Origin of the sequence: Geobacillus lituanicus (genome assembly GCF_050994965.1) — a bacterium.
GTDB classification, from domain to species: Bacteria; Bacillota; Bacilli; order Bacillales; family Anoxybacillaceae; genus Geobacillus; species Geobacillus stearothermophilus.
On the sequence record NZ_CP194773.1, the window covers coordinates 1156325 to 1182524 of the forward strand.

Below are 26200 nucleotides of genomic sequence, written 5' to 3' on the forward strand. Positions count from 1 at the left end.
AGGTGTCATTATGGCGAATGAAAAACGGAAAAAGCTGACCCCGGTTCAGCAGGAATATCATTTATTCGAAAAAGAGCGGGAAACGAAGCGCCCGATCGTCCGCAACTGCGCCTGCGCGTTTCTCGTTGGCGGAATCATTTGCGTGATTGGACAGGCGATCTCTTATTTTTACATGTATTTTTTTGACTTTACCGAGCAAACGGCAGGCAATCCGACGGTGGCGACGATGGTCTTTTTGTCGATGATTTTAACTGGGTTTGGCGTTTATGACCGGATCGCCCAATTCGCTGGGGCGGGAAGCGCCGTGCCGGTGACAGGGTTTGGCAACGCCGTCATCTCGGCGGCGATTGAGCACCGGACGGAAGGATTTGTGTTAGGCGTCGGCTCGAACATGTTCAAGCTCGCCGGATCGGTCATCTTGTTCGGTACGTTTTCCGCCTTTGTTATCGCCCTTGTCAAAACGATTGCGACCCAGTGGGGGGGATTGTAATGCTGAAAGGGCACCGCACATGGGTGTTTGCGAACAAGCCGGCAATCATCGCAACAGCGGCGGTCGGCGGGCCGTTTGAGGCGAACGGCCGCCTCGCGGAAGACTTTGATCTTCTTCACGAAGATTTATGGCTCGGAGAGGAGTCGTACGAGAAGGCGCACCGCGTGTTGCTTGAGGAGGCGGCGTTTCAGGCGATGGAAAAAGCCGGCCTAGAGAAAGAAAAAGTGCAATTTCTCATCGCCGGCGATTTGATCAACCAGATGACGCCGACAAGTTTTGCCGCCCGAACGCTCGGCATGCCGTATCTCGGTGTTTTTGGCGCCTGCTCAACCTCCATGGAAGGGCTTGCGCTCAGCGCTTTTATTACCAACTATGGCGGGGCAGACTATATCTTAACTGGTGCGTCAAGCCATAACACCGCTGTCGAAAAGCAGTTCCGCTATCCAACCGAATACGGCGGGCAAAAGCCGCCGACAGCGCAGTGGACGGTAACGGGAGCTGGCGTGGCGATCGTCAGCCCGAAAGGGGACGGGCCACGCGTGACGGCAGCGACGATCGGCCGCGTTGTGGATATGGGCCTTGCCGACCCGTTCAACATGGGTGGAGCGATGGCGCCGGCGGCGGTCGATACGATTGAAGCGCACTTGCGCGACATGCAAATCGATGCATCGTATTACGATTTGATCGTCACCGGCGATCTAGGGCGAATCGGACGCCAAGTCTCCCTTGACTTGCTGCGTCAGCACGGCATTGACATCGATGAAGAGCGCTACCAAGATTGCGGACTTCTCATTTACCGTGACGGACAGCCGGTTTTATCCGGAGCGAGCGGGGCGGCTTGTTCCGCTGTCGTCGTTTACGGGCATCTCATCAAACGGATGCGCCGCGGCGAACTGAAGCGCATTTTGGTGGTGGCGACAGGGGCGCTGTTGTCGCCATTGTCGTTTCAGCAAAACGAAACGATCCCGTGCATCGCCCATGCGGTGGCGATCGAGTACGGAGGTGAGGCGTAGCGTGTTGGCCATGTTTTTTTGGGCGTTTGTCGTCGGCGGGCTGATTTGCGTGATCGGGCAAATTTTGATGGATGTGTTTAAACTGACACCTGCGCATACGTTGACGAGTCTCGTCGTCGTCGGGGCGATTTTGGATGGATTCGGTTTGTATGAGCCGCTCATTGATTTTGCCGGCGCCGGGGCGACGATTCCGATTACAAGCTTCGGCAATGCGCTCGTCCACGGCGCGATGCAAGAGGCGGAAAAACACGGCATTATCGGCGTATTGACCGGCATGTTTGAAGTGACGAGCGCCGGCATCTCCGCGGCGATCGTCTTTGGGTTTATCGGGGCGCTCTTGTTCCGCCCGAAAGGATAGGAGGGATCTTCCATGACCGTTGCTTCGCAGGTGAAACAAACGTTGGCGAGCTTAAAAGGCATTCACGCTGGGCTGCAACAGCTGGCGCTCACTTCCCAGGATGAAACGGCGCAGCGGACGTTTCATGAAGCGATGCTTGCGACAGAGGAGATCATCGCGGACATCAAAGACCGGATCGGCCGGCTCGAGTTCGAGGAGCCGCAATATCACGGAAAGTAAGGAGCATGATCGATGCCTATATGGTTAGAAACCGCCATTCGTTCGATTTGCATTTTAATCGGGTTGTTTGTGATCACCCGCATTCTCGGCAAAAAACAATTATCAAAATTGTCGTTTTTTGAATACATCGCCGGCATTACCGTCGGCGATATCGCTGGAACGATGTCGCTCGATTTAGGAATTTCGTTGCAAGAAGGCATCACCAGCATTTTGATTTGGGCGCTGTTTCCAGTGGCTGTCGCTCGTCTCTCGCTGCGCAACAAGAAATTTCGCAATTTTGTCGAAGGCAATTCCACGGTTTTTATTAAAAACGGCAAAATTTTAGAGGAAAACTTGAAACGGGAGAAATATACGGTTGACGAGCTGCTCGAACAGCTGCGCAAAAAAGATGTGTTCCGCGTCGCCGACGTCGAGTTTGCGGTGCTTGAGCCAAACGGCGACTTGAACGTGTTGCTGAAGCGGGAAAAGCAGCCGCTCACCGTCGGAGATGTGTTCCCAAACCCGTCGCGGGAAAAAGAGCCGCAAACGGTGATTATGGACGGCATGATTTTGGATGAGCCACTCGCTACGATGGGGCTTGGCCGCGGCTGGCTGAAGGAACAGCTTGACAAACAAGGAGTGGCAGTGGAAAACGTCTTTCTTGCCCAAGTGGATTCGTATGGGCAGCTGACGGTCGATTTGTATGACGACAAAATTCAAGTGGCGGAACCGCAAGAGAAAAAGCTGCTGTTGGCTGCGATGAAAAAAGTGCAAGCTGATTTCGAATTGTACGCACTGCAAACCGATTCGCAAGAGGCAAAAGTGCTCTATGAAAAACAGGCGGCAAAAATGACGGAGCTCATTCAAAAAGTCGAGCCGCTGCTGCGAAACTAACGTTGAGGAGGACAAAAACAATGGAAAACAAACGAACGAAAACAACCGATGAGGAAATCCAAATCCAATTAAAAACGAACGGCCGTCCGGAGCGAACGCGGACGACCGATGAGGAATTTTCGATTGAATTCATGTTTGACAGCCCGCAGCTGATGCGCCAGCCGAAAGACTACGACGAAATTGAATATTGACGGCTTCCGTTTCCACAATCAGCGATCCATAAGGAGCTGTCTGTTCATTCGCATGGCTGTCCGAGAAGGAAAGCTTCCTTCTCGGACAGCCTCTTTTTGTTGCCCTTCTTCTCTGGCGAGGCAAGGATGCCGCCCCGTCTTACTCCGGCAGGGACTGCAAAAAGGCGCGCACTTCTTCCGGCGTTTTCGCATCAGCGCTATGCAGATGGGCGATTTTTTCCCCGTTTCGGAACACAAGAAGACTTGGAATGCCAAGCACTTGGTATTTCTCACCAAGATCTGGAAACTGATCTCGGTCGATTTCGAACCAGTCGTACTGCCCGTAATCGCGGATGATGTCATCGATGAACATGTTCAGGCGCACGCAGTCTGGACACCAAGTTGTGTAAAACTTCATAATCGCTGGCTTATCGCCGGAAATGGCCGCCTCGAATTGCTCAACTGTTTCAATTTGTCTCACATTCGTTCCCTCCCTTTCATGTTGCCGTTCATCTTTACTTTACCATATGGCAAGGCAAAAAAAGAACGGGGACGCCTTCACCTCGGGCAGTCGTTTTTGCATACAACAGTAAGAGAGGAGGGGAAAGTGTGAGCAAAGAGTTGGAAAAAGCGCTCGAAAATTGGGTTGCGTCGCGCAAAGAAGGGCATGAAACGTTCATCCGCCTGTTTGAACAATGGGGAAAGGACTTTAACAAACAGCTGCAAGAAATCGAAAAATTGAACAATGGATTTTTAAAAAGTGTACAAGGCAACTTGGACTACATCGAGCAATGGTTTGCGAAGAAGGAGCGGGAATTTGCCGAGCTGTTCCGCCGATTTGGATGACAAAATGGCCTTTGCGCCCATACGCTCCGCTAAGCCGGTGAATACGATACAGTAAACGGAGAAGGAGGTGAACATTATAATGGGCTTCTGCGGTTATGGTTATCCTTACGGCTATGGCGGTGGCTATGGCGGTGGCTTTGTGCTGATTGTCGTGTTGTTCATTTTGTTGATTATTGTCGGCGCGGCATTTGTCGCCTAACGGAAAAAGCGAATGGGATACGGGCCGTTTCGGCGCCACGGAGCGGCTCGTATTTTTCTTTCCCTAATTTGATGCACGCCGAGGCGGGAGCATCATACGATATAGCAGGGAGAAGGAGGCGGAACGATGGATCAGCAATTTTTTAAAAACATCGAACAGAAAACAGGTGTCAATATGAAAGACGTTTTTGAGCTCGCCAACTCGCTGCAAAACGCCAATTTCAGCGATGAAAAAACGGTGCGCCAAGTGGTGAAGCGGGTGGCGCAAATTGCCAACCGGAAAGTGCCAAAAGAACTTGAGGATCAAATCGTCAAGGCGATCGTCCATAACGGCAAACAAATTGATTTGAACACGATCGCCAATATGTTGAACAACAAAAAATAAGCAAAAGGGAGCTTGCGTGCGCAAAGCTCCCTTTTGCTCTGCTTGGCTCAGGAGAGCGAAACGATGTTCGATGATCCCAAGCCTTGGATCAGTGTAGACGAGGCTGTTCTATGGCCATCATTCGAGTGATTTCACCATCGTGACATGTGGGATGCCGGCGTCCATAAAGACGCCGGAGACGGTCGTATAGCCGAGCTTTTGGTAAAACGGTTCTGCGTGCGTCTGGGCGTTCAGTTTCGCCGTTTTCGCCCCTTTTGTTTTCGCAAGCTGCTCCAACGCCTCCATCACCATCCGGCCGACGCCGCGGCCGCGGTAAGCCGGCAAAACGCAGATGCGCTCCGCTTTGCCAACCCCTTCATCGACCAGGCGAAACCGGCCGGCTGCGACTGCTTGTTCGCCATCGTATAGGACGAGATGGAACGATTCATGTTCAAATGCATCGATTTCTTCTTCTTCCGGCACGTTTTGCTCTTCGATGAATACAATCCGACGGACGCGCAACGCGTCTTCATACAACGCGCGGTCTTCCGTTGTTCCAATGGCGACGTTCATTCTCCCGTTTCCTTTCCTCCAACGATAAAGGTTTCATAGACAGTCCATGATCCGTTCTCGAGCTGGTAAAGAAGGTGGAACCGGTCGACCGTCTCTTCAAAATGGACGTTTTGCAGCCGCAGTTGGCTGTAGACGTCAGCGTATTCCGCATTCGGCAAATCGCGGCCAATTGTAATGTGCGGCACGAACACGAATTCCGGCTCCCCGGCAAACAAGCCGCTGTGCAGCTGCTCGTGCAACCGTTCCAGCACTTCGTTTGGCTCGACTTTCAAATAAATGATAGGGCTTGTCGGGTAAAACGAGCTGAATTTCGTCACTTTGATCGGAATTGGCTCCGTTTCCGCTGCGATGCGGCGCAGCTCTTTCGTCATTTCTTTGATTTGCTCCTCATCCGCCTCAAACGGGTATTTCAATGTAATGTGCGGCGGGATGAGGGCGTAATGGCTGTCGTACCGCTTCCGGTACGAGTTGGCGAAGTCTTGAATCCGCTTTGGCGGAAAAATGACAATGACGTACTTCATTCCGCTTTCCCTCCTTCAGATGGTTCGTTTGCCGTTATTTACAGCGACAAAATGGCCGATACCGCCCGGGGCACATCCGGCTGCCAATACGTCCATGCATGCCCGCCGGCAAATTCATGGTACGTGTAGGGAAACCGCTTTTCGATCAATAAGTCCCGTGCGGCCCGGTTCGGGGTGATAAAATCGCGTACATGGCCGTCCGTCGTTTTGACCGCCGTTTCTTCTGCGCCGACGGAATGGTAAAGGGAAAGAAGCGACGGGGCGCGGAACGCGCGGATGCGTTCGAGCACCGAGTCGTCAATGTAAGGAGACTGCATGGCGATTTTTCCAAATGTATGCGGATACAACAGACCGGCTAGAAGCGATACGGTTCCTCCCAGCGAATCGCCAATCAGCGCTCGTCCTTTGCCCATTTGATACGTCGGCAACTCGCGATCCAAAAACGGCGCGAGCTCATGGGCCAAAAAGCGGATATAGGCTTCGTTTTTTCGACCGGCTGGGTGGTATTTCTCGTAGCGGTCGCTGACGTTCCGGTACGGGATGCCGACAACGATCGTTCGGTCGATCGTTCCTTCGTCCATGAGTGTCTCGATCACGGTTTTGATTTTTCCGTACATAAAATAATCCTTGCCGTCTTGCGCGATTAATAAAGAATATTTATGCAACGGAGAAAAATTGCTTGGCAAGTAGACAAGCAACCCGATTTCTTCTTGCAGCTCCCTGCTGTAAAGCGTATAATCGCGCATCGTTCCTGATGCTGTCGCCATGATCATCCTCCATGAAAGCGCAAGTTCACTTGTTATTGTAACATATTTAGGCAAAAAGATGTTAACGAAGGGCTCGAATTTTTCGTGAACTTGCCGAACATTGGCGCCGGCAAAAAAAATGACTTGCAAAAATGGCCGGAATGCGTTACAATTTTCTAACATCTTTTTCCAAAAGAAGTATCCCACTTCTAAACGAAGTGAAAGTGGGAGATGAATTTCGGTTGGCGTTAGCCAACGAATATGATAGAATATGGTTAGAACGGACACCTTCGGAACGAAGGGAAGCGTAAAGGGTTCTTGTGTGTGGCTTACCGTTCGGCGAACACACACAAGTCGCTTGAAGCCCCCACCTCTAAGCGAAGTGTAGGTGGTGGGTAGTTCACTAAATTAACAATTAACAAAATTAAATACGCAGCGGTTCTTATCAAGAGAAGCGGAGGGAACTGGCCCAATGAAGCTTCAGCAACCAGCCGCCCGACGGCCAGGTGCTAAATCCAGCGAATTGAGCATTCAATTCGGCAGATAAGAAGAAGCATGACCATGTGCGTATGGAAAAGTCTTCTTCTTAGAAGACTTTTTTTATTTGCTCAAGCGGCTGTTCCCTCAACCGAGAGGCGTCGAGGATCAAGGCCCTCAGCCGCTGCTTGACCAACAGCGGCGCTTCGTTGGGCGTTAAGTGGTTGGTTGTTGATCCATGATGGAATTTTCAACAGAAGGAGAGAGATGAGATGGAGAAACTAGAGACGTTGTTAGCGCAAATTGGCAACCGGAGCGAAACGGTGACGGGGACGGTCAACCCGCCAGTTTATTTTTCCACCGCCTACCGCCATGCCGGCATCGGGGAGTCGACCGGGTTTGACTATATCCGCACCGGCAACCCGACGCGCAAAATCGTCGAAGAAGCGATCGCGAGACTGGAAGGCGGCGACCAAGGCTATGCGTTCAGCTCCGGCATGGCCGCCATTCAGACAGTGCTCGCCTTGTTTGAGAGCGGAGACGAGTTTCTCGTATCGGCCGACCTTTACGGCGGGACGTACCGCCTGTTTGAGCGCGGCTGGCGCAAGTATGGTCTTGGATTCCATTACGTCGATTTTGCTGATCTCGCTGCGGTGGAAGCGTGTATCACCGAAAAAACGAAAGCGATTTTCCTGGAAACACCGACGAACCCGCTTATGCATGAGACCGATATCCGCGCCGTCTCCGAATTCGCCAAGCGGCATGGGCTTTTGTTGATCGTTGACAACACGTTTTATACACCGGTGCTTCAACGCCCGATCGAACAAGGCGCCGATATTGTCATCCACAGCGCCACGAAATATTTAGGCGGCCATAACGACGTGTTGGCTGGCCTTGTCGTCGCCAAGGGCGAGGAGCTCTGTCAACGCCTGGCCGAGTATCAGAACGCCATCGGCGCGGTTTTGTCGCCGTTTGATTCGTGGCTGTTGATTCGCGGGATGAAAACGCTGGCGCTAAGGATGCGCCAGCATGAAGAAAACGCCAAGCGCATCAGCGCCTTTTTGCGCGAACATGAAGATGTTACAGACGTCTTATATCCAGGAAGAGGCGGGATGCTGTCGTTCCGGATTGCCGATGAAAAGTGGGTGAACGGGTTTTTAAAAAGCTTGCGCCTCATTACGTTCGCGGAAAGCCTGGGCGGAGTCGAAAGCTTTATTACGTACCCAGCGACGCAGACGCATGCGGACATTCCTGAGGAAATCCGCATCCAAAACGGTATTTGCAACCGGCTGCTCCGCTTCTCGGTCGGCATCGAACATGCGGATGATTTAATCGCCGACTTGGCGCAGGCATTGAAAAACATGAAAGAGGTGTAAGCGATGGAACGGGAATGGTCGTTTTCAACGAAACTGCTCCACAATGAATGGAAAGTCGATCGCCACACGGGAGCGGTGAGCGTGCCGATCCAGCACGCCTCCACGTTCCATCAGTTCGATTTCGATTCATTCGGCAAATACGACTACAGCCGCTCCGGCAACCCGACGCGCGAGGCGCTCGAGGAAACGATCGCGGCGTTAGAAGGCGGCGTGCGCGGATTCGCCTTCGCTTCTGGCATGGCGGCCATTTCGACGGCGTTTTTGCTCTTGTCCCGAGGCGACCACGTCCTCGTGACCGAAGACGTCTACGGCGGCACGTACCGGATGATTACGGAGGTGCTCGGCCGCTTTGGCATTGAATATACGTTTGTCGATATGACCGATTTAAACGCAGTAGCGGAAAACATCCGGCCGAACACGAAAGTCATTTATATGGAAACGCCGTCCAATCCATTGTTAAAAGTGACCGATATTCAAGGCGTCGTCAAGCTGGCGAAGGCGCATGGCTGTTTGACATTCTTGGATAATACGTTCATGACGCCGGCGTTGCAGCGGCCGCTTGACCTTGGCGTCGATATTGTCCTTCACAGCGCCACGAAATTTTTAGCCGGCCATAGCGACGTCGTCGCCGGATTGGCCGTGGTGAAAGATGAAGAGTTGGGAAAAGAGCTGTACAAACTGCAAAACGCGTTTGGCGCCATCCTTGGCGTCCAAGATGCGTGGCTTGTGCTGCGGGGATTAAAAACGCTCCACGTCCGGCTGAAGCAGTCGTCCGAATCCGCACTGGCCATCGCTGAGTATTTGGCGCGCCATCCGAAAGTGGAAGATGTGTATTATCCGGGGCTTTCGCACCACCCAGGCCATGACATCCAGCGCCATCAGGCGGCCGGGTTTGGCGCTGTGCTGTCGTTCCGTTTAGCCGATGAAGAATCGGCCCGGACGTTCGTGCAAAACGTCCGCCTGCCCGTGTTCGCCGTCAGCCTTGGGGCGGTCGAGTCAATTTTATCGCACCCGGCGAAAATGTCGCACGCCGCCATGCCGAAAGATGAGCGGCTTCGTCGCGGCATTACCGACGGCTTGTTGCGGCTGAGCGTCGGGCTTGAGGATGTCAACGATTTGATCGCCGATTTTGAGCAGGCGTTGTCGTTTGTTCAGGAGCGGCCGTCAGTTTCAACGCCATAGCCATCAGCCCGCCAAGCCTTCACAGCTCGGCGGGCGGGTCAAGATGCCGCTGAGGTTGACAACAGCCGCTCCTCTTTTAAGTGCTTCAAAAAGAGATCGACGAGTTCGCCGTCCCACTGGGTTCCCTTTCCTTTTCTCAAGATGTCTGCCGCTTGATGAATATCCATCCCTTTACGGTACGGACGATCCGAAGTCATGGCGTCAAATGCATCGGCCACGGCGATGATTTTGCCAAACAACGGAATCTCGTCGCCTGTTAAACCGTCTGGATATCCTTTCCCATCGATGCGTTCGTGATGGGAGCGGATGCCGGCTAACAGCGGCTCAATCGCTTCGATCGGCCTAATCTCGCGCAAAATGGCTTCTCCAAGGGCGGGGTGTTTTTTGATCCGGGTAAATTCATCATCGCTTAGCTTTCCCACTTTAAGCAAAATGGCATCGGGAACGCCGATCTTTCCGATATCATGCAGTAGAGCGGAGCGATACAAGGCATCAAGCTGTTCATTCGGAAGGGAAAGCTTTTCCCCAATCGCGAGTGCGTAACGGGCCACGCGCAGCGAGTGCCCAGATGTATAAGGATCGCGGACGTCAAGCGCCGCTGTCAGGACAGTGATGAAACGGTTGAGCAGTTCTTTGTTCGTTCGGTCGCGTCGATGCACAGCGTCGATCATATGATTAAATCCGCGAAGTAAATAAGCAAATTCATCGGTATACACATTGTGGGCGACGGGTTTATACGTTTCGTTTTCCGCCCGTTTCATATGACTTAACAGCACACTGACCGGCTCATGGATCTCATCGACCAACAAGCGAGTCAAGAAAACGGAAAACGCGATCGAAAACAGCAAAATCACGGCTGCCCAGGGCCAATACGACCAATGGGATGCACTCGGTCCGGCGAGCGACCATTTGATTTCCATCGCTAAGCTGAACAATAAAACAGGAAATGTGCTGCTGAACAAGACCGTCAGCTGCAATTTGGTTTTGAGTGGCACCGGAAGCGGCGTGCGTTTTTCATCAATTCCCCCAGCCTTTGCAAGCAAATTCTCGTTTGATAGAACAATCAAAAACATATCAATTTAAGGCTCTCATTCCTCTTAAAGATTTTTTGGATGAAATGCATCCTGCTATAGATGAAAACGACAATCATAACGATAATAGCATGGATAACACGGGGACGATAACTATTCAGAGCCATAAATCCCCTCATATTCCTTGTAATGATTATAATGGCGTAGATTCAGATGGCAGACATGTGCATGACTGGACCCACTTCAAAGGAAGCGATTGCTATTGGGTATTTGCGGTTTGGATGCGTACACCTCAATGCGCTTTAGATAAATGGGACAGCACAGAATATTGTGATGGTACGAGAAATTGCTCACCAGCTATGGGACATCCTACAAAATTCCACTGGCACGATAATTTCGAAGGAACTAAATGGCATTACTAATATAAAAAAATAAAGGGGCTTGCCGAAAAGCATTCAGCCCCTTTATTTTTTGCTTGGTATGTGATCTGCATAAGGATCATATATTCCTGTTACAAGTAAAAATACAATAATAATTAAAATACCAATAAAAGTTAGCCCCATTTTGAATAAATTAGGTTTAATTTTTTTTAAAGGAATTAAAAACATTGATAAGAGAATAATAATTATCAGGCGTGTTGATTAACCAATAATATCCATAAAAAACATAGAAAAAAGAGCACCTTTCCTGTAGAATGTAAGTAACAACACAAACAAACCTAGGAGGTGCTCTCTATGCACAAGCATACCACACTCCCAAATTTGATGCAAAAAATTGTTTCTGATGAAGATCTCCAGTCGATTACCGAAGCCGTTGGCTACCATGACACTTCGCGGACGTTTACGGTGCGCACGTTGGTTGATTTTTTTCTGCTGGCGGCACTTCACGAATGGAAAAGTTTCCGTCATGGTGCCGATGTGGCGAAAATGTACGGATTGCCGACGTTTCATTACTCGACGGTTTCTAAGAAAGCGAAAGAAGTTCCGTACGAGGTGATGAAGCGCTTATTTGCTTTGGTTGTTTCTAAGTGCAATCGCCAAACCCGCCGTTCGCTTCGCTTTCCAAAAGCATTGCGTATAGTAGACTCCACGACCGTCACCGTGGGGAAAAACCGCCTGACATGGGCACCCTATCATGGGGAACGATCCGGAGTGAAAATGCACGTCGCGTATTCCCCTGAGCAACAAATGCCGAGCGACATCGTAGAAACCGTAGGGTTGCGCCACGATGGACCGGTGGGAGAGCGGCTCACAGACGTACAAACGGTTCTTGTCGAAGATCGAGCGTACTTTAAAATTGAACGCCTCGATCGGTTTGTCGAACAGAAGCAACCGTTTGTGATTCGGATGAAAGACAATGTCGAGATCCATCAAAAAAAGAGCCTAAAGCGCCTTTCTTCCTCCTCTTCTTCTATTGTGGCGGATTTTACTTGCCAGTTAGGAACGAAACAATGTCGTTCCAAAAAGCGCCATCGCGTCGTGATCTTTCAGGATGCGAACGGGCATGAAATCCGTGTGGTCACGAACGTCTTAGAGGCATCGGCGGAAAAGATTGCCGAGATGTATCAAGAACGTTGGACAGTGGAAGTGTTTTTCCGATGGATCAAGCAATATCTAAACGTTCCGACCTTATTTGGCAACAACGAGCATGCGGTATACAACCAACTTTTTGCGGCATTTATCGCTTATGTGTTACTGAGATGGCTATATCATCGAACGGAAAAACGGACAACCTCGTCCCTTACCTTTCTTTCGTTTGTCCGTCGTTTTTTCTCTGGGCAACTTCCTCTCGAATGGAAATCCGAGATGGCAGCTGTCTTATTTGAGTATGCCCGAATATATGGGAGGAGTATGCCTAATTTTGGATAATCAACAGCCGTGAATAATTATAATTAATAAAATGGCTAATCCGATATTCATTGTTTCACCTTCTTGTTTTTGATTTATAATCAAAAAACACACTTAAAAATGTTTGTGTTGTAAATCGTATATGAGTAGATTGCAATTATAAAAAACTTAGTACCATAAGAACAAATCAAGGAAATATAACCAATAATTACAAAAACAATTTCGAATTTATTCTAACATTAAAAATAATTTTGATCAACAAAAATATTAAATTGGGGACAGAGAGGTTTATCAAAAAACAAAAGCTCAAATTTACCCGACTAAAATTCCAGCATAATACCAAATTATTTCCATTAATGAAAGCTCTTTACCTGTTCTCACACAACGGCTTATTTAAAAAAGCAATAAGTAAAATTGGCATGGAAAAGTTCCATGAGCAATTTTTGCTCTCCACCCGGGCATGAAAATCCCCCTTTTCTTCCCATAATGAAGAATAGGCGCAAACAGTTCAACAGGACGTTATGCTTAATGGTGGCTTAGACCCTGTACGGAAAAGTGTTTGAATCCACTGGGTGCACCACCCATTGTCCGCCCTTTCCCGATGCGGAGGAAAGGTGACGACGAACGGAAAACTGCCGCATTTCTCCCGTGGATTCGCTGTTTGCGCACTCGATCATCGAAAAGGAGGATTTTCATCATGGATGTCATCTATCCTCGCTGCGCAGGATTGGATGTTCATGCCGAAACCATCGTCGCCTGCGCGCTATGGGAAGAAGATGGACACATTCAAAAGGACATTCAAACCTTCTCCACGTTCTCGAAGGGACTTGGTGACCTGCTCGAGTGGCTCGAAGAACATGGCGTTACCCATGTCGCCATGGAATCCACCGGCGTGTATTGGAAACCGGTCTTCGCCTTCCTCGAGGGCTATGTCGACTTGACACTGGCCAATCCGCAGCGGATCAAAAATGTCCCGGGAAGAAAAACCGATGTCTCTGACGCCGAGTGGATCGCCAAGCTGCTCCGCCATGGACTCGTTGAAAAAAGTTTCGTCCCCCCAGCGGATATTCGCGAATTGCGGGATTTTACCCGCCTCCGCAAAAAGTGGGTCGGACAGCTGACTTCGGAGAAAAACCGGATTCAAAAAGTGCTCGAGTCTTCCAATGTCAAACTCGGCTCGGTCCTCTCCGATCTCTTCGGCGTTTCCGGAAAAGACATCCTCGCCCGGCTGCTGGAGAAGGGATACGTGGACAAGGACGAGTTGGATCAATGCCTGCGCGGAAGGCTCAAAAAGAAAAAGCAAGCGGTGTACGATTCGCTGCTCGGCACCTTGACCGAACACGAGCTCCGTCTCCTTCGCCTCTTGTGGAAACACGTTGAGGAATTGGAGCAGTTAATCGAAGAAGTCGACCAACACATCGACCGCCTGCTCGAGCCGTATCGCGAGGAAGTGAACCTGCTGATGACCATGCCCGGAGTGAAAAAACAAACCGCCGCCGTCATCATCGCCGAGATGGGAACCGACATGAGCGTCTTTGAAACGCCGGAACGGGCGGCTTCATGGACTGGATTGTCCCCCGGCAACCATGAAAGCGCCGGAAAGCGAAAGAGCACGCGCACGACAAAAGGCAATCCCCATCTCCGATCGGCGTTATGCGAGGCGGCATGGTCAGCAGCTCGATCCAAGACGCATCCCTTGTCCCGAAAGTTTTGGTCGTTGGCGGCCCGGTGCGGGAAGAAAAAAGCCCTCATCGCCATTGCTCGGCGGATGTTGGTGATCATCTTTTGCATGATCTCCCGCAAAGAGCCGTTCCGCCAACCACAACTTATTTAGTCTAGCCAAAAGGCAGACAGGTTATACGAGATGCCTAAAATCGGGCACCTCTGCTTTCCTATTGCCTTTTTTGGCCATTTTCAGTATACCCTCACGGATCAGGAGCGTATACCGCACTCACCAAGTGGTGGGGATTTTCACGGAAAAGTTCCATGAGCAATTTTTGCTCTCCACCCGGGCATGAAAATCCCCCTTTTCTTCCCATAATGAAGAATAGGCGCAAACAGTTCAACAGGACGTTATGCTTAATGGTGGCTTAGACCCTGTACGGAAAAGTGTTTGAATCCACTGGGTGCACCACCCATTGTCCGCCCTTTCCCGATGCGGAGGAAAGGTGACGACGAACGGAAAACTGCCGCATTTCTCCCGTGGATTCGCTGTTTGCGCACTCGATCATCGAAAAGGAGGATTTTCATCATGGATGTCATCTATCCTCGCTGCGCAGGATTGGATGTTCATGCCGAAACCATCGTCGCCTGCGCGCTATGGGAAGAAGATGGACACATTCAAAAGGACATTCAAACCTTCTCCACGTTCTCGAAGGGACTTGGTGACCTGCTCGAGTGGCTCGAAGAACATGGCGTTACCCATGTCGCCATGGAATCCACCGGCGTGTATTGGAAACCGGTCTTCGCCTTCCTCGAGGGCTATGTCGACTTGACACTGGCCAATCCGCAGCGGATCAAAAATGTCCCGGGAAGAAAAACCGATGTCTCTGACGCCGAGTGGATCGCCAAGCTGCTCCGCCATGGACTCGTTGAAAAAAGTTTCGTCCCCCCAGCGGATATTCGCGAATTGCGGGATTTTACCCGCCTCCGCAAAAAGTGGGTCGGACAGCTGACTTCGGAGAAAAACCGGATTCAAAAAGTGCTCGAGTCTTCCAATGTCAAACTCGGCTCGGTCCTCTCCGATCTCTTCGGCGTTTCCGGAAAAGACATCCTCGCCCGGCTGCTGGAGAAGGGATACGTGGACAAGGACGAGTTGGATCAATGCCTGCGCGGAAGGCTCAAAAAGAAAAAGCAAGCGGTGTACGATTCGCTGCTCGGCACCTTGACCGAACACGAGCTCCGTCTCCTTCGCCTCTTGTGGAAACACGTTGAGGAATTGGAGCAGTTAATCGAAGAAGTCGACCAACACATCGACCGCCTGCTCGAGCCGTATCGCGAGGAAGTGAACCTGCTGATGACCATGCCCGGAGTGAAAAAACAAACCGCCGCCGTCATCATCGCCGAGATGGGAACCGACATGAGCGTCTTTGAAACGCCGGAACGGGCGGCTTCATGGACTGGATTGTCCCCCGGCAACCATGAAAGCGCCGGAAAGCGAAAGAGCACGCGCACGACAAAAGGCAATCCCCATCTCCGATCGGCGTTATGCGAGGCGGCATGGTCAGCAGCTCGATCCAAGACGCATCCCTTGTCCCGAAAGTTTTGGTCGTTGGCGGCCCGGTGCGGGAAGAAAAAAGCCCTCATCGCCATTGCTCGGCGGATGTTGGTGATCATCTTTTGCATGATCTCCCGCAAAGAGCCGTTCCGCCAACCACAACTTATTTAGTCTAGCCAAAAGGCAGACAGGTTATACGAGATGCCTAAAATCGGGCACCTCTGCTTTCCTATTGCCTTTTTTGGCCATTTTCAGTATACCCTCACGGATCAGGAGCGTATACCGCACTCACCAAGTGGTGGGGATTTTCACGGAAAAGATCCATGGGCAATGGTTTGCCCTCCACCCAGGGATGAAAATCCCCCTTTTCTTCCCATAATGAAGAATAGGCGCAAACAGTTCAACAGGACGTTATGCTTAATGGTGGCTTAGACCCTGTACGGAAAAGTGTTTGAATCCACTGGGTGCACCACCCATTGTCCGCCCTTTCCCGATGCGGAGGAAAGGTGACGACGAACGGAAAACTGCCGCATTTCTCCCGTGGATTCGCTGTTTGCGCACTCGATCATCGAAAAGGAGGATTTTCATCATGGATGTCATCTATCCTCGCTGCGCAGGATTGGATGTTCATGCCGAAACCATCGTCGCCTGCGCGCTATGGGAAGAAGATGGACACATTCAAAAGGACATTCAAACCTTCTCCACGTTCTCGAAGGGACTTGGCGACCTGCTTGAGTGGCTCGAAGAACATGGCGTTACCCATGTCGCCATGGAATCCACCGGCGTGTATTGGAAACCGGTCTTCGCCTTCCTCGAGGGCTATGTCGACTTGACACTGGCCAATCCGCAGCGGATCAAAAATGTCCCGGGAAGAAAAACCGATGTCTCTGACGCCGAGTGGATCGCCAAGCTGCTCCGCCATGGACTCGTTGAAAAAAGTTTCGTCCCCCCAGCGGATATTCGCGAATTGCGGGATTTTACCCGCCTCCGCAAAAAGTGGGTCGGACAGCTGACTTCGGAGAAAAACCGGATTCAAAAAGTGCTCGAGTCTTCCAATGTCAAACTCGGCTCGGTCCTCTCCGATCTCTTCGGCGTTTCCGGAAAAGACATCCTCGCCCGGCTGCTTGAGAAGGGATACGTGGACAAGGACGAGTTGGATCAATGCCTGCGCGGAAGGCTCAAAAAGAAAAAGCAAGCGGTGTACGATTCGCTGCTCGGCACCTTGACCGAACACGAGCTCCGTCTCCTTCGCCTCTTGTGGAAACACGTTGAGGAATTGGAGCAGTTAATCGAAGAAGTCGACCAGCACATCGACCGCCTGCTCGAGCCGTATCGCGAGGAAGTGAACCTGCTGATGACCATGCCCGGAGTGAAAAAACAAACCGCCGCCGTCATCATAGCCGAGATGGGAACCGACATGAGCGTCTTTGAAACGCCGGAACGGGCGGCTTCATGGACTGGATTGTCCCCCGGCAACCATGAAAGCGCCGGAAAGCGAAAGAGCACGCGCACGACAAAAGGCAATCCCCATCTCCGATCGGCGTTATGCGAGGCGGCATGGTCAGCAGCTCGATCCAAGACGCATCCCTTGTCCCGAAAGTTTTGGTCGTTGGCGGCCCGATGCGGGAAGAAAAAAGCCCTCATCGCCATTGCTCGGCGGATGTTGGTGATCATCTTTTGCATGATCTCCCGCAAAGAGCCGTTCCGCCAACCACAACTTATTTAGTCTAGCCAAAAGGCAGACAGGTTATACGAGATGCCTAAAATCGGGCACCTCTGCTTTCCTATTGCCTTTTTTGGCCATTTTCAGTATACCCTCACGGATCAGGAGCGTATACCGCACTCACCAAGTGGTGGGGATTTTCACGGAAAAAACAAAAGCTCAAATTTACCCGACTAAAATTCCAGCATAATACCAAATTATTTCCATTAATGAAAGCTCTTTACCTGTTCTCACACAACGGCTTATTTAAAAAAGCAATAAGTAAAATTGGCATGGAAATTAAGTAATATCTTCAAAAAAGAGAATGTAGAAAAAATACGATGTCGAACCGTTCCAACACGCATTATTCCTTTCGGGGAAGGCACCTTTCCTTTTTTCATCATGAATAGCGATTTTTTTAAAAAAGTTGTTGACAACCAACTTGCCCGTCTATATAATTAAAAATGTGTTCGATAGCGAACAACAAAATATGATTCCGTAGCTCAGCTGGGAGAGCGCCACCTTGACAGGGTGGAGGTCGCTGGTTCGAGCCCAGTCGGAATCATCAAGTGAAATCCCTTGAGCCACAAGGCTTCAAGGGATTTTTTATTTCTGTTGTCATTCTTTATTTTTGGTGTTTTTGGTGACTTGGTGTGATTTTTGGAGTGATTGATTTAAAACTTTATTCCTCCTCAAACAATTGCTCGAATTTTTCGGCTGCTGTTTCTTGTATGCTTGGAAGCAAATGAGAGTAAGTATCCATTGTCATTTTGATACTCGCATGTCCTAACCGTTCCGAAACGATCTTCATATGAACATTTTGTTGTAACAGCAAAGCTTATTTGAATATAATAAGTGCCCTATTCAAGAAACTGGGTCTGCCTCAATTGATTGACCATCTCGTGCCCGTCGATCCGCAGTGCCAAACGCGAGTCAGCGATGCCGTTCAGGCCATCCTCTACAATGTGTTTGACGGCCGGCAAGCCCTTGTTCACTTGGAACATTGGGCTCAGGAGGTCGATTGTGAGAAACTCATCCGTCCCGATCTCCATCCCTCCTGGTTGAACGACGATGCGTTGGCCCGTCATCTCGATCGCCTGTATGAGGCTGGCATTCACAACGTCATCAGCACTTGCTTGATTCATATTTATCGAAAAGAAGGCCTTTCCCTCCGAGCCTTCCACGCCGATACGACGGACAAGACCGTTTACGGCGCGTATGAATCGGCCTCGTTAGAGGCCTTACAAATCACACATGGCTACAACCGCCATCATCGTTGGCAAAAACAGATCGGTTTCGGACTGGTCGGCAACGAGGACGGCATCCCGTTTTACGGCGATGTGCACGATGGCAACCTGCCCGATAAAACATGGAATCCCGAGGTGCTGTCTCGTGTCCATGAACAGCTGAAGCAGGCCAAAATCGAAGACGAATGGATTTACGTGGCCGATTCCGCCGCGATGACGAAAGAGACCCTGGCGCAAACCAAAGCGGCCAACGCTTAAGGAATGGAAGGGCCAACCCATGGATGCCCAAGAGATCTTGAAGCTGTATAAAGGGCAGATCTCGGTGGAAATGAACTTCGCTTTTTTGAAAGATCCGTTTTTCACGGATGAGATTTACGTCAAAAAACCAGAACGGGTCGCCGTATTGGGCTATTTGTTTCTGTTGGCCTTGGCTATTTACCGCGTTTTTCAGCGCCGAGTGCGTCAGTTTATTACTCCAGAACACCCGTTGAAGGGTCCTGGAGGCCGCAAGCTGACCCGGCCGACGGGACAGGCGATTTTTCAGCTATTTCAATATGTGAACGTCGTCCTGTTCAAGCTGCCGGATGGGCGCATCCAACGCTCACTGGATCGCTCCCTTACCCCTGATCAGCGAAGGATTCTGCAGGGATTGGGCATGGATGAGAGCATCTACGTGTAACGTGATACGGAACGACCAGCGATGGTAAAAAAAGGATTGCCATCGCTCGTTGTGTTGGTCAAAAAGTTATTCTGAAAAACTAAATAAAAAATCCTTTGTTTTGACCTTGTTAGGGTGCGAAATGGGAGTCCAGCGATGAAAAAAGCCATTCAAGGGGTGTGTCCGGAAGCGAAACATGTGGTCGATTATTTTCATGTGATTCAATTGTTTACGGAAGCGTTGGATCGATGCCGCCAATCCTTCGGAAAAGGGAACAAGAAACACGGGCATGTTCGGTATGTTTGCCGCTTATTGACCCAGTGTCCCGAGAAACTCACCGAGGAGGAGCGCCAAACGGTGCGGGAGTGGCAGAAAGAGAGCGATTCCTTGCAGGCTGTCTATCAATCCCTTCAACATTTTCGTTATGTATCCAAAAGCCAAAGCGAGCGACAAGCGAAACGTCGTTTGAACGCCTGGGTTCATCGGTATTTGTTTTGTCCTTGTTCTGCTGTTCGCGCCATCGCAAAATCACTTGTCAAACGAACAGACGAAATCATATCGTGCATTTTATCCCCTTATTCAAATGGGAAAATGGAGGGAACAAATAACAAGATCAAGCTGATGAAACGTCGGGGATACGGATACAGAAATATCCAGCGTTTTGCATTGCGGGTTCGGCTAGAAACAGCTAACATACTTTCATGACAGGTGCAAGTACAACTTTTGGTGATGAACCTTGTTTCTTTTTACATGGTAATTATTGTTATGAAAATTGCTCATCTACAGTTATATTATTTGCTTTTAACCATTCTTCAAATAGCTTACTTCCGACTTCATAAGATAAATCATCTGCATCAACAGTAAAAATCTTGTAACCATATTTTTCATGGAAATCATACTTATCTAATATTTTTTTAACTAATGTAGTATCTTGTTCATTATCTAAAAAAACTACCCATTTATTTTCATTCTGAATTTTATATGCGACTGCTTCTAAATCAACATTGTTCTCATAATATCCTAAATGAAGATGCTGATTTGGATCAAATTTCACGTTTATTCACTCCCTATAATTGATTTGATTACCATATGAAGTGATGTTTTTTCATATTAGGAGCTACATGATAATGTAGATAAGGTCCTTTTCCGTCAATATAATGATAATCTAATCTAAAACCCGTGGTGCTAGATAAACTCAAACAAGCATAAAAATAGCCCTTGCATGAGGATCTCCTTAAAATGAAAGTGCAACCAAACATTGAAAGGAGAATCCCTATGCAAGAACACTTTCATTTTACTACAGATCGAGCCAAGATTCAAAAGCAATATGCCGCCATTTTCTTTTTTGTCTCTGCCCAACTGTCATCGATTCAGATGTACCTACAGCGTCGCAACCGCCATTTGGTCAAACAGGAAGACGCCGCGGTCATCGCGATTCATCTTTTAGGAAAGTTGCTCGGTTTTACTTCTGAACGGGCGTGGCATCGTTTTGTCACGGGAAATTTGTTCACAAACGGCTCGTTTCTCGAACGTTCCCGGTATAACCGCCGCTGCCGGGCGCTTGGCTTCGCTATCAAATGGATCGCCGTCGTGAGCAAAACGCGGCCAACATCATGCCTATGCCGTCGTGGACAGCTTGCCGCTCCCGTTGTGCCATACGGCAAGAATGCATCGCGTCAAACGGTTTCAAGAGATCGCCGACATCGGGTATTGCGCTTCCAAAAAGCAATGGTACTACGGGTTGAAGCTGCACCTTCAAGTGACCGATCAAGGGCTGCCAATGGGGTATGTGGTGACGGAAGCATCTTGCCACGATCGAATCGCAGCCGAAAGCGTGATGACCCAAATTCCCCACCCGTATAACTTTGGGGACAAAGGATTCATTAGCCGTGACTTGCAAAAAAGGCTGTACGAAGAATACCAAATGGCGCTTTGGACTCCGTCTCGAAAAAACCAGAAACATCGTGCGTCTGAGACATGGGAGCAGTGGATCCAACAAAAACGCAAAGTGATCGAGACGGTGTTCTCGGTTCTGGTTGACCACTATCGCATCACGGGGATCCGAGCCAATTCGATTATCGGATTTGAAGTGGCACTAGACGGTATATTGTTAGCTTATTCCCTGGTTACACTTGGGCTAGTTGAGCGCTAAAGCTCAACTAGCACCACGGGTGGATAAATCATCAGCTTCTCTTCCGTCTTCGTGCGCGGCCGGGCAGGAGGGGATTTGATCGGGATCGAAGAAGCCGAGATGCAAAAATCAAAGCCGCGCTTGACTCGCAGTCAAACGCGGCTTTCGGATGAAGGAAAACTAGCGAATGGATTCAAGCTGCTTGGCCAAATGGTGAAGTTTTTTCTCGTGCTGGATGGTTTTGGACGCGAGGAAATGGACGGTTTCTTGCGTTTCGGTCAGCTCTACGCGCAAGCCAGCGAATTTTTGTTCGAGTCGGTCGAACCGCTCGTTCACCTCGGCGCGAAATTGCTGCATCTCCGCTCTCAGCTGGTTGGCCGTTTCTTGCATTTCCGCTCTCAGCTGGTTGGCCGTTTCTTGCATTTCCGCTCTCAGTTGGTTAGCCGTTTCTTGGATTTCTGCTCTCAACTGGTTGGCGGTGTCTTGGATTTCCGCTCTCAGCTGACTTCCCATTTCGTCAATTTGGGTGCGGATGTCGCGGGAAAATATTTTCAGCGCCTCGACCACTTCTTTCACCACCGTGTCGCGTTCCATGCTTGTTCACCTCCTCTTTTTTGATTATACGACGTGAAGCAGGGAAAAGAAAAGGACGTTTTGAATAAGATTTTTCTCTGTTAATGGATGGTTGGCTTGAGTTGCGGCGTCGTGATTGGTCCATGATCATGGTGGCGTTTTGAGGGAACGGGTGAATCTGCCTCTTCGTTAATCAAAATATTAGTTTCTCGTTTATCACTTTTAGGGATTTATAATTTTTCCACTACTTTTACGAATACATGTAGCAACTGATCCAAGGTTGTCCCTCCAAAACTTTGTTTGAATATACGCTTAGTTTATCATGCGTTTCGGTTAACGCCAATCGATTAGATACGGCAACCATCGACTTGTTGGATCAAGTGATCGAACAGTTTGTGCAATGGATTCATACGCATCGCGAACGGTGAGCGCGCCGTTCACTTTTTCTTTCGGCTGACGGTGAGTCCGAGTAAGTTAAATAATTTGCTTGACTATCAAGCAGGTGCAAGAGAATCGAGAGAAGAAAAAACGGCAGCGATGCCGTTTTTTCTTGAATGCTCATCTTTTTCGCATAGCGGACCATCGTAAGCATGCCGCCCATGTCCTTTATCGAATGCATGTTGGTTGTATGGTGAGGTTTATGACAGTGAAAGACCCAATTTCCCGGGTTGTTGGCCAAAAATTCGATGTTCCATGTTTCTCCTGGCGCTACATTAATCGTGTTTCGTTTTAATCGTTTGCTGTCTTTGTAAGGCAGCTGAACCGTGGGACGCACGGGGATGGCTTGGTTGACAGCCTGCCGTGGGGCGGGTGTTCCCAAGAATCTCCCACCTCTAAGCGTAGGTGGGAGAGCGCTCAAGAACAGAATATATGCAGGTGTAATACAAAAAGCTGTAATCGGATGACACGCTCTCTGTTTTCGTTCAAGCTCAGCCGGTATGTTCACTGACATGGACTAACCTGTTATTTGCACACATATATGTGTACAAATAAACATTTGCAGGAGGGATCATCCGTTGCCGATGTTATTCACTGGGGGGATCGCGGCGGTTTTGTCTTTCATTGTGATTGCTTTCATCTTTATCAAAAGGAAGAAAATCACATGCATGGCTGGAATGATGGCGGCGATGGCGTTAGGAATGTTGGCTGGGCTGACGGGCGGCCTGCTGGCTGGGATTTCTTACAACGGCAATCTCTTTTTGTCAACCATTTTAGGAATGGCTTTTGGGTTTTTAGCTGGATTTTTAGCTGGGATGCCGATCAGCATCATGGCCATCATCGACGGTGTTTTATCAGGAGTCATGGGCGGCATGATGGGAGCGATGTTAGGAGAAATGATTGCGCCTGAATATCGGGATTCTACGATTCACATCATGCTTGTTCTATTTGTTGGAATGGCTTGTATTGTTCTATACATGCTTCAACAAGAAACGGGTTTTAACCGTGCGTTTTTGATCAATAAACTATTCCATAACCCGCTATGGTTAGCAATCGTCCTTCCGCTGTTTTTCTATTTGTATAACCATTTATATAATGAATTTTCTCGATCTTCTAATCTTCCGATAACGAATCCGACTATGAACCATTTTATGGAGGGCCACAACCAAACTGCATCTCCGTTAAGCATCGAAACAAAGGGGAAAAAGGTAGTGATTGAAGCGACTGAATTTTATTACTTTCCTGAGAGTTTGCAACTGACTGTAGGACAGCCTGTTACCTTAATTCTGAAAAATAGCGGTCAAATGGAACACGATATCGAATTCGAAAATATGAAGATTTTGTTACAACAGAATGACCATGGAAACCATGCAGAAAATGCGGACGTTCATGTTCATTCCTTGCCGGGGAAAGATGCATGGACCAAACAGGAAAGGGAAGGGTTTGTCTACATTAACAAAAATGAAGATGGTTCTTTACTCATTATGTCCCCGATTTGCACCCATCTAGGGTGTACCGTTGGAGATGCTGAGGAGAACATGCAGAAAACAGGCATCCGCTTCTTATGTCCGTGCCACGCGGGGCAATATGACGAATACGGTATCAATGTAGGGGGGCCACCGCCAAGACCGTTAGATACATTTGACGCTTATATTCAAGATGGCAATGTGTATATTGCCGTACTGAGCCCGAGGAAAAGGGAAAAATGAAAATCCGTTATTCCGCAGAAAAAACAGCAGGCTGGAACGTCCAACCTGCTACTTTTTCCTTTACGGCATGATGCTGATCCCGTTGGGCATTTCGCCTACTTGAACCGTTTGGATTGTTTTGTTTTGTTCTTGATCAATGACGCTCACGGTGTTGTCGAACATATTCGTAACGAAAACATACTTGCCATCCGGGCTTGTGACGACCCCATGCGCTCCGTTTCCTGTTTCAATTGTGGCCACGACTTGTTTCGTTTTTAAGTTTATCTTGCTTACAGAATGAGAGGGCGCCTCTTTCGTCCCTTGATTGGCGACATAAGCAAACGTATCGTCAGGCGACACGTACACTTGGGCTGGCCCTTGCCCGACAGGGATTTTTTCCACTTTCCCGCTTGTTACGTCAACAATGGCCAAGGCATTTTCAGCATTCAACGTTACGACTAACGTTTTGCCGTCCGAAGTAATGCCGGTTGTGACAGGGATGGATCCGACTGTGATTTTCTTTTCTTCTTTCATTGTTTGCAAGTTGAGAACACTGACGCTGTCTTCCCCCATGTTGGCGACATACGCGTATTGGCTGTCTTTGGAAATGCGAAGCCCGTGCGGGCCTTTTCCGGTTGGAATGGTTTCAATGACTGAATAGCTCGCGAGATCAATAACGGAAACGTTATTGTCTTCATTATTGGTCACAAGGGCGTATTTGCCGTTTTCAGTAAACACGATATGGGCGGGATGGTGTCCCACTTCCACTTTTTTGATTAATTCATTCGTTTCCGTATCATAAAACAACGCCATTCCTTTCATATCCATCGACTGGTCATGCCCGTGTTGCATGGCCGGAACTAACGTAGCGCCGAGAATAGCTCCGTCGGGAGAAACTTGGACGTTATGGACCGCGCCGTCGACTTTGATCGTTCCGGCCACTTTGTTTGTTCTCGCATCAATTTTTGAAATGCTTCCGCCCTCGTTGGCAGTAAAGTAGAATTTGTTCGTTTCTTGTGTTTGTTCAAGGGCGGCTGGCTGCCCATTTTTCTCTGGTTCGGTTTTGTCTTGAGGGGAATTGGCTGCGCACCCCCCGAGAACAAACGCCAACATCGCCAATAACGATAACCATACAATCGCGGTTTTGCGCATGAGCGGTTTCCTCCTTTTGCTTTAGAAGTTACTTATATTGTAGCAGTGAATTTTGCAAAAATTATGGAGCGATATATTTTTAGGCAAACAAAAAGACATGCGCCCGCATGTCCCTATATTTCCCCTTCTGATGCTAGTTTTGTCCAACTTCCACCGTTATTTTTTGTCATAAAAATATCCCCGTTCATTGTAACGATCACAATTTCTTTGTCGTTTGCTGGATTAGAAGTTATATACATGATATGATCTTTTTCATCCAATGGCGGAACAGCAAGAACTTCTTCGTGTTTTGTGTCTAATGATTGTTTGATGAGTATAGACTGATCATTCTCTACAGCTGCAAATACAACCGACTTTTCTTGAAACATAAATGTCGTCGTATCAATTTTTCTCGTAAACCGTTCAAACGTATTCCCGTTATCTCTCGAAATGAAAACTCCCTCGGCTGTACTAATCCCGACCATATTTTCATCCGTTGGGTGAGCCACAATCGTTCTCGCTGCCGTTTGCGGCAGGCCATTCAATTGACTTGGCGACCACGTTTTGCCGTCATCTTTGCTGTAAAATACCCCTCGTCCGAGCGTTTCATTTTCTTCTTGATTCACCACATAGATGGTATGGCTTTTATAACCAACCGTCATATAATGGAAATCGGACTGTTTATAAAATCCTAAATTCATTAATGTTTGTCCATTATCAAAACTTTTCACAAGACCAAGTGGATTTCCTAACGATGAACCTTCTTCAGGATGTCCCGATGAATAAAAGCCGTCGTCCGTAGCTGAAAAGCCCATATAATCATGTTTATTGGAAACCGTTTCATACCACTTATTGTCTTGGTAAACGAGCAACCCTTCATGAGTAGCAAAGTAAACCGCATTTTGATTGCCTGCATAACCAACCCCATGCAAATGTTCGATCTTCCCTTCCTTTTTTTCTTTAAAGAAAGGATTATTGGTAACGAATACATTCGATTTTGACTGTTCTTTGCTCGTAATAAAAGCCTGTTCTTTTTCGTTGGATGATGAACAGGCGCTTAGAAGAAGAGCGGATGTGATGATGATGACTTTCTTCATTTTTGTCATAGATGTTCATTCCCCTTCATGCATA

At 48.9% G+C, this 26200-nt stretch carries 25 protein-coding genes, 1 tRNA gene, 5 pseudogenes and 1 riboswitch; of the genes and pseudogenes, 21 read left to right on the plus strand and 10 right to left on the minus strand.

The window, feature by feature from the left end; genetic code table 11:
- Positions 1–10: 10 nt before the first annotated feature.
- Genes spoVAC through ACR1UW_RS05860 form a run of 6 tightly spaced genes read left to right on the plus strand, consistent with a single transcriptional unit; the run spans position 11 to position 3144 of the window.
- On the plus strand, positions 11–490 hold the full coding sequence (spoVAC, locus tag ACR1UW_RS05835) for a stage V sporulation protein AC (protein ID WP_498934875.1): 480 nt from the start codon (positions 11–13) through the stop codon (positions 488–490).
- Positions 490–1503 (plus strand): stage V sporulation protein AD, encoded by a 1014-nt coding sequence (gene spoVAD / locus ACR1UW_RS05840; protein WP_498934877.1) that lies wholly within the window; start codon positions 490–492, stop codon positions 1501–1503. Before spoVAC ends, spoVAD begins: the two co-directional genes overlap by 1 nt.
- A gap of 1 nt (position 1504) precedes the next feature.
- A complete protein-coding gene (gene spoVAE, locus ACR1UW_RS05845) occupies positions 1505–1861 on the plus strand; it encodes a stage V sporulation protein AE (RefSeq protein ID WP_096225658.1) in 357 nt (118 codons plus the stop codon).
- Positions 1862–1873: 12 nt separating this feature from the next.
- The gene (locus ACR1UW_RS05850; RefSeq protein ID WP_011230357.1) at positions 1874–2080 is read left to right on the plus strand and encodes a DUF1657 domain-containing protein; all 207 of its coding nucleotides are present in this window, start codon (positions 1874–1876) and stop codon (positions 2078–2080) included.
- Positions 2081–2092: 12 nt separating this feature from the next.
- Entirely contained in the window at positions 2093–2953 is an 861-nt protein-coding gene (locus tag ACR1UW_RS05855; protein WP_498934880.1) for a DUF421 domain-containing protein, read from the plus strand.
- Between the two features lie 20 nt (positions 2954–2973).
- Complete coding sequence (locus ACR1UW_RS05860; protein ID WP_498934882.1) at positions 2974–3144, plus strand: hypothetical protein; 171 nt, start codon at positions 2974–2976, stop codon at positions 3142–3144.
- A 139-nt stretch (positions 3145–3283) separates the two neighbouring features.
- On the opposite strand, the pseudogene ACR1UW_RS05865 reads toward ACR1UW_RS05860, so the two are convergent.
- A pseudogene (locus ACR1UW_RS05865) lies at positions 3284–3619 on the minus strand (thioredoxin family protein); the annotation flags it as partial.
- Between the two features lie 113 nt (positions 3620–3732).
- On the opposite strand from ACR1UW_RS05865, the gene ACR1UW_RS05870 reads away from it, so the two are divergent.
- The 3 genes from ACR1UW_RS05870 to spoVIF all read left to right on the plus strand — a co-directional run bounded on the left by ACR1UW_RS05870 (position 3733) and on the right by spoVIF (position 4552).
- A complete protein-coding gene (locus ACR1UW_RS05870; protein WP_015374185.1) occupies positions 3733–3969 on the plus strand; it encodes a hypothetical protein in 237 nt (78 codons plus the stop codon).
- 79 nt (positions 3970–4048) lie between these two features.
- The gene (locus ACR1UW_RS05875; RefSeq protein ID WP_498934884.1) at positions 4049–4168 is read left to right on the plus strand and encodes a YjcZ family sporulation protein; all 120 of its coding nucleotides are present in this window, start codon (positions 4049–4051) and stop codon (positions 4166–4168) included.
- Positions 4169–4294: 126 nt separating this feature from the next.
- A complete protein-coding gene (gene spoVIF / locus ACR1UW_RS05880) occupies positions 4295–4552 on the plus strand; it encodes a sporulation-specific transcription regulator SpoVIF (protein ID WP_033015693.1) in 258 nt (85 codons plus the stop codon).
- 117 nt (positions 4553–4669) lie between these two features.
- Here the strand turns inward: spoVIF and ACR1UW_RS05885 are convergent, their stop codons facing one another.
- From ACR1UW_RS05885 to ACR1UW_RS05895, 3 genes are read right to left on the minus strand one after another with little or no spacing between them, the layout of a single operon-like run.
- A complete protein-coding gene (locus ACR1UW_RS05885; RefSeq protein ID WP_033015695.1) occupies positions 4670–5104 on the minus strand; it encodes a GNAT family N-acetyltransferase in 435 nt (144 codons plus the stop codon).
- On the minus strand, positions 5101–5625 hold the full coding sequence (locus ACR1UW_RS05890; protein WP_498934887.1) for a YjcG family protein: 525 nt from the start codon (positions 5623–5625) through the stop codon (positions 5101–5103). The genes ACR1UW_RS05885 and ACR1UW_RS05890 overlap by 4 nt, the downstream gene beginning before the upstream one ends.
- Positions 5626–5663: 38 nt before the next feature.
- Entirely contained in the window at positions 5664–6392 is a 729-nt protein-coding gene (locus ACR1UW_RS05895; RefSeq protein WP_498934889.1) for a GTNG_0744 family esterase, read from the minus strand.
- Positions 6393–6810: 418 nt separating this feature from the next.
- Positions 6811–6921: riboswitch (SAM riboswitch) on the plus strand.
- 199 nt (positions 6922–7120) lie between these two features.
- Between ACR1UW_RS05895 and ACR1UW_RS05900 the strand changes: the two genes are divergently transcribed.
- Complete coding sequence (locus tag ACR1UW_RS05900; protein WP_011230367.1) at positions 7121–8224, plus strand: methionine biosynthesis PLP-dependent protein; 1104 nt, start codon at positions 7121–7123, stop codon at positions 8222–8224.
- A 3-nt stretch (positions 8225–8227) separates the two neighbouring features.
- Positions 8228–9406, plus strand: coding sequence for a cystathionine beta-lyase (gene metC / locus ACR1UW_RS05905; protein WP_498934892.1), 1179 nt, complete (start codon positions 8228–8230; stop codon positions 9404–9406).
- Between the two features lie 38 nt (positions 9407–9444).
- Here metC and ACR1UW_RS05910 read toward each other — a convergent pair whose 3' ends face one another.
- Positions 9445–10401: an HD-GYP domain-containing protein gene (locus tag ACR1UW_RS05910; protein WP_498934894.1), complete on the minus strand. Its 957-nt coding sequence runs from the start codon at positions 10399–10401 to the stop codon at positions 9445–9447.
- Here ACR1UW_RS05910 and ACR1UW_RS05915 point away from each other — a divergent pair.
- From ACR1UW_RS05915 to ACR1UW_RS05950, 8 genes and pseudogenes are all read left to right on the plus strand, one after another.
- Complete coding sequence (locus ACR1UW_RS05915) at positions 10395–10859, plus strand: hypothetical protein (RefSeq protein WP_498934896.1); 465 nt, start codon at positions 10395–10397, stop codon at positions 10857–10859. The genes ACR1UW_RS05910 and ACR1UW_RS05915 overlap by 7 nt on opposite strands.
- Positions 10860–11171: 312 nt before the next feature.
- Entirely contained in the window at positions 11172–12305 is a 1134-nt protein-coding gene (locus ACR1UW_RS05920; RefSeq protein ID WP_064214037.1) for an IS4 family transposase, read from the plus strand.
- A 676-nt stretch (positions 12306–12981) separates the two neighbouring features.
- Complete coding sequence (locus tag ACR1UW_RS05925; protein ID WP_014195317.1) at positions 12982–14118, plus strand: IS110-like element ISGka2 family transposase; 1137 nt, start codon at positions 12982–12984, stop codon at positions 14116–14118.
- Positions 14119–14535: 417 nt separating this feature from the next.
- Positions 14536–15672: an IS110-like element ISGka2 family transposase gene (locus ACR1UW_RS05930; protein ID WP_014195317.1), complete on the plus strand. Its 1137-nt coding sequence runs from the start codon at positions 14536–14538 to the stop codon at positions 15670–15672.
- A gap of 418 nt (positions 15673–16090) precedes the next feature.
- A complete protein-coding gene (locus tag ACR1UW_RS05935) occupies positions 16091–17227 on the plus strand; it encodes an IS110-like element ISGka2 family transposase (RefSeq protein WP_014195317.1) in 1137 nt (378 codons plus the stop codon).
- 468 nt (positions 17228–17695) lie between these two features.
- Positions 17696–17768, plus strand: a tRNA-Val gene (locus tag ACR1UW_RS05940).
- Positions 17769–18045: 277 nt separating this feature from the next.
- A pseudogene (locus ACR1UW_RS05945) lies at positions 18046–19129 on the plus strand (IS1634 family transposase).
- 126 nt (positions 19130–19255) lie between these two features.
- Positions 19256–19813: pseudogene (locus tag ACR1UW_RS05950) on the plus strand (ISL3 family transposase); the annotation flags it as partial.
- A 58-nt stretch (positions 19814–19871) separates the two neighbouring features.
- Here the strand turns inward: ACR1UW_RS05950 and ACR1UW_RS05955 are convergent.
- Positions 19872–20162, minus strand: coding sequence for a DUF3986 family protein (locus tag ACR1UW_RS05955; RefSeq protein ID WP_498934898.1), 291 nt, complete (start codon positions 20160–20162; stop codon positions 19872–19874).
- A 221-nt stretch (positions 20163–20383) separates the two neighbouring features.
- Here ACR1UW_RS05955 and ACR1UW_RS05960 point away from each other — a divergent pair.
- Positions 20384–21260 (plus strand): annotated as a pseudogene (locus ACR1UW_RS05960) (IS982 family transposase).
- Positions 21261–21419: 159 nt separating this feature from the next.
- Here ACR1UW_RS05960 and ACR1UW_RS05965 read toward each other — a convergent pair.
- Both ACR1UW_RS05965 and ACR1UW_RS05970 read right to left on the minus strand, forming a co-directional pair.
- Entirely contained in the window at positions 21420–21833 is a 414-nt protein-coding gene (locus ACR1UW_RS05965) for a hypothetical protein (protein WP_429883403.1), read from the minus strand.
- A gap of 544 nt (positions 21834–22377) precedes the next feature.
- Positions 22378–22548: pseudogene (locus ACR1UW_RS05970) on the minus strand (multicopper oxidase domain-containing protein); the annotation flags it as partial.
- 286 nt (positions 22549–22834) lie between these two features.
- On the opposite strand from ACR1UW_RS05970, the gene ACR1UW_RS05975 reads away from it, so the two are divergent.
- Positions 22835–23959 carry a Rieske (2Fe-2S) protein gene (locus ACR1UW_RS05975; protein WP_429883407.1) on the plus strand — a complete coding sequence of 375 codons (1125 nt, stop codon included), beginning with the start codon at positions 22835–22837 and terminating at the stop codon, positions 23957–23959.
- Between the two features lie 60 nt (positions 23960–24019).
- On the opposite strand, the gene ACR1UW_RS05980 is transcribed toward ACR1UW_RS05975, so the two are convergent.
- Positions 24020–25090, minus strand: coding sequence for a YncE family protein (locus ACR1UW_RS05980; protein WP_498934901.1), 1071 nt, complete (start codon positions 25088–25090; stop codon positions 24020–24022).
- A gap of 113 nt (positions 25091–25203) precedes the next feature.
- On the minus strand, positions 25204–26175 hold the full coding sequence (locus tag ACR1UW_RS05985; protein WP_498934903.1) for a F510_1955 family glycosylhydrolase: 972 nt from the start codon (positions 26173–26175) through the stop codon (positions 25204–25206).
- Positions 26176–26200 lie beyond the last annotated feature (25 nt).